The organism is Methylocaldum sp. (assembly GCF_039794385.1).
In the GTDB taxonomy this organism is placed as follows: domain Bacteria; phylum Pseudomonadota; class Gammaproteobacteria; order Methylococcales; family Methylococcaceae; genus Methylocaldum.
In genome coordinates, this window is the sequence record NZ_JBDIVO010000263.1 from 1 (window position 1) to 6,516 (window position 6,516).

Here is a 6,516-nt window from a genome sequence, read left to right on the forward strand (position 1 = left end):
CCGGCTCCTGGAAGTGCGCGAAACGCGCCGACCAATTTTCTGCGACAAGGAATCTCGCCGGTCGTGATCGGTGCGGTTCGTCCACCCGCTGCACCCTACAGGTGTAGATATAGGTCGGCAGTCCCTTACCGACGAACCCGTTGCGTCGGCAAGGGATTGCCGACCTACTTGGCGGCGCAGACGTAGGTCGGCAATCCTTTGCCGACGACTGCCCTTTCAAATCCAATACTTCGCGAACAGAACCAAATGCGCCAGAAAGCGCTGCCATAACGGCCGGTTCGGGTAAGCCTCGGGCGATATTTCCTTGGAGTGCTTCAAATCCCTTAGAAACGCAGACGCCAGGGCTGCCTTCGTACCGGCTTGACGCAGCACGTAATCGACTTCCAGATCGTGCCGTAGACTCCGCGAATTCATATTGCTCGAACCCACCGTCATCCACTCGTCGATAATGATGGTCTTGGCGTGCAGAACGCCCGGCTGATACTCGTAAATTTTCACCCCGTGATCCAGCAGACTGCCGTAGAACGTCGCCGAGGTCCATGGCATGAAAAAGATGTCGGATATCGACGGGAGAATGATGCGAACGTCGACCCCTCGCTTCGCGGCTCGGTTAATCTCGTGCAGAAGACGCTCGTCCGGAACGAAATACGCGTTGGTGATCCAGATTCGCCGCTTGCTTCGGCCGATCCGCCGCAGGAGCTCCCTCGTGCGCGCGCGGCGCTGGCGCCGGGTGTCGTTCAGACGGAAGGGAGACCGCAGTGACGTTCGGTGTCGGAGAGGATGCCAGCGCCAAGGATTCCATGCGCGCCGGAACGCCTGTTCGAGCGGCCGGGTGTCGATGTTCTCGATGCGAACCGCCGTGTCCCTCCATTCTTCGCCGCCGTGCGCGACCGGAAGATGTAGCGCGCAGACATTGAAACTGCCGATCCAGGCGATCCTTCGATCTATTGTGCAGACCTTCCGGTGATTGCGGTTGTTGAGCCGGGTCAATAGCTGCAAGAATCGCGGCGGCACCGCCCGGCCACCCGCCATGTGCCGCCAATGACGGAAAAACCACGGAATCGGATGGAATATCCGGAACGGAAATCCCGACTCCTCGAGCGCGGCGAGCAAGCGGCCTCCGGCAAGCGGCAGTCCCACGCCATCCACCAGGAAGCGGACTCTGACACCCCGCTGATGGGCATGGCTCATCGCGGCAATGAAGGCGCGCCCGACGGCGTCCAGTTCGAAAATATAGGTCTCGAGCTGAACCTCCCGGACGGCCGCGTTGATGTCGCGCACCAGATCGATGAAAAATTCATCCCCTCGAACGTAAAGCCGCTCCTCCACCGGCGATTCCGTCTCGGCATCGGGCCGATAGACAGCGGCGGACCCCGGCTTGAGCTCGGCAATCGATGAAACGGTATGGGGGTTGCTCCTAATTTTCTTCACTTGACGAAAACGTGCTTATGACACACTCCCGATAAGTTTGGCGCCGGGTCCACGCAAGGGCGTGCTAGAGAGCATGTTCCGGTTTGGCGTAGCGCCCGAGGTAGGTCGGCAATCCCTTGCCGATAAAGTCCCTGGCCAAGCCGGCCTGTCGGCAAGGGATTGCCGACCTACGAACCGGCACCGCGAGGTAGGTCGGGAATCCTTTCCCGACGCAGCGTCCCGACATGCAACTCCGTCGGCAAGGGATCGCCGACCTACACAATGCTCGTCCACCAGCAAAAAACCATATCCGATTAGACCCAGCCCGCTCTATAACGTCGTCCCGATAGACGTTCTCAGAAAATCCCTGAACTCCGGCAAGGCGCGGATCGGTGCGAGGCATGTCATGCCCGAACACGCATAAGCAATTTCCCCCGTCTCCGCCTTGCGTTCGGCCAAAGTGCCGGACAAGGACTTTTCCTCGGCGGGTATCGCGAACACCAGGCGCTGCGCGCCGGCAGCCGGCGCATCACGGACCGCATCGATCCACGGCCGAAAAGCTTCCGGCCTTCCTCGCAGCACGATGAATTGCGGCGGATATAGCCAATCCAGCATGGCATTCAGCAAGGCACCGTGGGCATGGGGATATTGGCGCACCGACGGCATCGCGGCCCGCAGCGTACGTTCAGCGGCTTCGGTGTAGCGGTACTCGCCCACCAAATGGCCGAGGCGCAGCAAGGCCAGCGCAGCAACGCCGTTACCCGAAGACATCGATTCGTCCATGAGCGTTTTCGGCCGCTGGATCAGTTCTTCGTGATCGTCCGAGGTGAAGAAAAATCCGCCTTGTTCCCGGTCTTCGAAACGGGCGAGAAGCTGGTCGGCCAGCTTCGAGAGCCAATCGAGGCGCTCCGTTCGCCACTCGCATTGCAGGAGTTCCAGACCGGCGTCGAGCAGAAACGCGTAGTCGTCCAAATACCCATTCAAATGGGCTCTGCCATCCTTGTAAGTCGCCAGCAGCCGGCTTTCCTCGACACATAGCTCCCGGCGCAGAAACTCGAAGGCCCGGTCCGCCGCGTCGATCCAATCCTTCCGCTCCAGCAACCGGCCGGCGGAAGCCAGTCCCTTGATCATCAAGCCGTTCCAGGCCGTCAGCACCTTGTCGTCGCGTCCCGGCGTGATCCGCTTTTCGCGAGCCTGGAATAGGGTAGCGCGCGCGGATGCCAGTCGGCGTTCGGCTTCCGCCTGATCGATGCCCAAACGGGCGGCCACCTCCCGAAGCGGCGTTTCCACGTGCAGATGCCAATGGCCCTCGAAATTGGGGCTTCGATCCAGACCGTAATGGAGCTCCACGACCGCATATTCCTCGGACGAAAGAAGGTCTTTTATTTCCGCCCGATTCCAAACGTAATACTTGCCTTCCTCACCCTCGGAATCCGCGTCCAGACTCGAATAGAAACCGCCTTCAGGCGATTGCATCTCCCGTACGGCCCATTCCGCCGTCTCCTCCAAGACCTTCCGGAACAAAGGATCTTGGGTCGCTCGCCAAGCCTCGGCATACAGAGCCAGAAAAACGCCGTTGTCGTACAGCATTTTCTCGAAATGGGGGATTTCCCAAGCGGCGTCTACCGAATAGCGGGCGAACCCGCCGCCGATGTGATCGTAAATCCCGCCTTCCGCCATCTTGGTAAGAGTCGTCGTCACCATGCGAAGAGCGGATGCATGCCCGTTCGGGTTCCGGCCCCATAAACGCAGCAGAAATTCGAGATTGGACAATTGGGGAAACTTCGGCGCATCGCCGAATCCGCCGTTGACGCTGTCGAAATTGGCTTCCAACTCGCGCTCCGCCCGGATAAGGACACCGGCATCCGGAGCTTCCGAGCCTTCTGCTTGTCTAATGGATTGCAGGATGTCGGCAAAAGACTTGCCGTGGTCCTCGAGATCTTGTTTGTGTCGGCGATAGTATTCGGCAACCTGGGCCAGCAAGGAACGGAATGCCGGTAACTGATAGCGAGCGGTATTCGGGAAATAGGTGCCGCCGAAGAACGGTAACTGATTGTGCGGATTGAGAAACATGGTCAGCGGCCAGCCGCCGGGACGGCGGGCGATAATTTGATGCGCTAGCTGATAGATCTTGTCCAGATCCGGCCGTTCCTCGCGATCCACCTTGATGTTGACGAACAGCTCGTTCATCACCGCCGCGGTCGCCTCGTCCTCGAACGATTCATGAGCCATCACGTGGCACCAGTGGCAGGCCGAATACCCGATGGACAGCAAGATCGGTTTGTCTTCCTTGCGGGCTTTTTCGAGCGCCTCGTCGCCCCAAGGGTACCAGTCGACCGGATTGTCGGCATGTTGCAGCAAATAGGGACTGGTTTCGGAACTCAGACGGTTTCTGTGAATGGAGTCCATGAGACTGCACCTTTTCTGGCGCCGGGGTACGGCGGGTTAATTTTCATTTATAGGGACGGTTGCCACCGGTCCGTCATTCAGGCTTGTGGCAGGCTTTTACCTTAACACTAGTTTGACACTCGATCAGCGGAAGAATCATCGTGGCTACGACATCATTTCCTTCTTACGGAGAGCCACCTTTATTCGTTGCCCATCCGGCGAAGCGATCAACGCGTACGTTTCCGTTCGCCACGCCATTCGACTTCGTCGGGAATTTGCGGACGGCCGAGGGAGCGACCATCCGCTACGGTATCGCTCGCCCCGCCCATGCGTTGAAACGGGGATCCGTGCTGCTGCTTCAGGGCCGCGCCGAATGTCTGGAGAAATATCGCGAAATCGTCGAAGGCCTTACCGCCAGGGGCCTTTATGTTTATTCGTTCGACTGGCACGGACAGGGGATGTCGGACCGCTTCTCGAAAGGTCGGAAAAAAGTCGACGTGACATCCTTCGACGATTATCTGGAAGACATCGCCTTGTTCATCCGGGAAGTGTGGTGCGTTCCGGAAGCCAACCGATATGTCATCGCCCATTCCACCGGCGGGCATGTCGCCTTGCGGTTCATGGCCGAACGGCGCTTGAAAGTCGACGGCGCACTGCTTTGCGCGCCCATGATCGACCTCAAAACCAAGGGCTGGCCGCGCTGGTTCGCGCCCATACTGGTCGGCGCCGTCGCCGGCATGGGATTCGCGGACTTACAGGCCCCCGGGGAACGGCATCATCTCCCGTCATTGCGGCGGTTTGAAGGCAATGCCCTGACCAGCGATCCCGAACGCTTCCGGGTTTTGCCGGAACTCGTCAAATCCAATCCGCTGCTGGAGCGCCGCGGCGCGACGTATCGCTGGGTGCGTTCGGCATTCGCCTCGATCGCCAAGCTCAATGCTCGCGGAATCCCCGAGTCCATCGACGTGCCCGTGACCATCCTGATCGGCGACGACGACCGGATCGTCGATGCCGACGCGGCAAAACGCTTCGCGCGCCGACTGCCGAACGGACGGCTGCAGCTATTGAAAGGAGCACGCCACGAAATCATGATGGAAAGAAACGCGATCCTGAAGCGTTTCTGGCGCGCGGTGGACACTATGACCGAAAGGGGCCGGGCGGGGTTGCCAACTGTCCGCGGGGGCAATGGCATGGTGAAGAAGGTTCGTAATGCGTCCGCTAAGACGGACGTCCCGAAACCTGCCTGCCGATCGTAGGGTGGGTTAGGTGCGCGTCCATCCATCCGCGTGTCGCTCGGCGAGTCAGGCGCGCACCGTAACCCACCAAAGCGAAGCGGCAAGGCCATCGAACGTTGCTCCGGTGGGTTACGGCGCACGCGAAGCGCCGTGATCCACGGCCGGTCGACGCCGGAGTGCGCCTAACCCACCCTACGAAACCCCGGTCTTTCCTGGCTCCCAAGCTCTCGCTGCGGAGCCCTACCTCAGAGGCTCTAGCTTCAAGATATGGGGTCCCAAACAGGAGTTTAGAGCGTTTTCCGAGTCGGTGTAAGGGATTCGGATATGTAGGTCGGCAATCCCTTCCCAATCGCAAACGGCATCTCTGGGAGCGCCAGAGCTGCCCTTCCGACAAAGCCCTTCGCCGAGCCGATACGTCGGCAAGGGATTGCCGACCTACGTTCCCCCCTCCTGGCACGAATCCGTACACCGGGATGGAAAACGCTCTAAGTACATTCAGGGAAGTCTTGCGGCATAGGCAACCTGCAGGACAACCCCGCCAATCAAGCCAATCTGTCGAGATTCCGCAAATATTTGCGGAATGTACTTAGCCCGGATATTTCACCAAGAAGAGGTCGGCACAGCGTTGAAATCCCCATAAAATCAAATTGCGAAATCAATTTCGTGGGGAGCTGTGCCGATGCCAAAGCGTACCGCGGAAACGATAGAATTTGGGCGTCTCGGACGCCGGGTGATCGAGGCGAATTTTTCGGGGGGTGCCGTCAGTTCGGATGGCGGGTTGCGGCTGTTGCGCCAAGTAGACCAGTACCTCGGCTTGTCCAAAGCCGTGGCAGAAGTTCTGACGGATCCCCGCGATCCGGAGCGGATTGTTCATTCCTTGCGCGACCTCGTTGCCCAGCGGCTCTATGGCCTGTGCTGTGGGTACGAGGACTTGAACGATCACGACCGGCTACGGCACGATCCGTTGCTGCAAACGGCCTTGGGCAAGGTGACGGCATTGGCCAGCAGCCTCACGTTCTCCCGCTTGGAGACCCGTGCGACGCGTGCCGATGTGGTGGCCTTGAACCGGGTGCTGCTCGAGCAGTTCATCGCCGGCCAATCTCGAGCGCCCCGTGAACTAATCCTCGACGTCGACGCCTCCGACGTGCCGCTGCACGGGGGCTAGGAACTGGCCCAGTTTCACGGCTACTACGACCACTACTGCTATTTGCCGTTGTATGTTTTCTGCGGCCAGGCCCTGCTGGCCTGCTTGCTGCGCCCGAGCCGGATCGATGGCGCCGAGCTTCGGCCGCGGTGATCAAGCTGCTGGCGAGGCGCTTGCGGCAGGCGTGGCCGATGTCTCACGGGCTTCTGCCTTCTTTGACTTCATCGAGGTCTGTTCGCCTACTCGCGTTCTACCAGGTTCGACCCTTCAGTCTACCGACCTACTATGGCTTCGGCTGACTTCTGGCAGACCCTCCCACGATCTCTCGACCGCAGTAGC

General features: G+C 59.8%; 3 protein-coding genes and 1 pseudogene. 2 read left to right on the forward strand and 2 right to left on the reverse strand.

Annotation, left to right across the window (positions count from 1 at the left end; genetic code table 11):
* Nucleotides 1-216: 216 nt before the first annotated feature.
* The gene (locus ABJK70_RS18150; RefSeq protein ID WP_347258687.1) at nucleotides 217-1,431 is read right to left on the reverse strand and encodes a phospholipase D-like domain-containing protein; all 1,215 of its coding nucleotides are present in this window, start codon (nucleotides 1,429-1,431) and stop codon (nucleotides 217-219) included.
* 309 nt (nucleotides 1,432-1,740) lie between these two features.
* Nucleotides 1,741-3,819 carry a thioredoxin domain-containing protein gene (locus ABJK70_RS18155; protein WP_347258688.1) on the reverse strand — a complete coding sequence of 693 codons (2,079 nt, stop codon included), beginning with the start codon at nucleotides 3,817-3,819 and terminating at the stop codon, nucleotides 1,741-1,743.
* Nucleotides 3,820-3,959: 140 nt separating this feature from the next.
* Between ABJK70_RS18155 and ABJK70_RS18160 the strand changes: the two genes are divergently transcribed.
* Nucleotides 3,960-5,054, forward strand: a complete 1,095-nt coding sequence (locus ABJK70_RS18160; RefSeq protein ID WP_347258689.1) for an alpha/beta hydrolase — start codon at nucleotides 3,960-3,962, stop codon at nucleotides 5,052-5,054.
* A gap of 658 nt (nucleotides 5,055-5,712) precedes the next feature.
* Nucleotides 5,713-6,368 (forward strand): annotated as a pseudogene (locus ABJK70_RS18165) (IS1380 family transposase); the annotation flags it as partial.
* Nucleotides 6,369-6,516 lie beyond the last annotated feature (148 nt).

What these genes read in the sequence shown, in the direction of transcription:
- ABJK70_RS18155 (WP_347258688.1), bottom strand. Translation starts at nt 3,819, where the DNA reads ATGGACTCCATTCACAGAAACCGTCTGAGTTCCGAAACCAGTCCCTAT.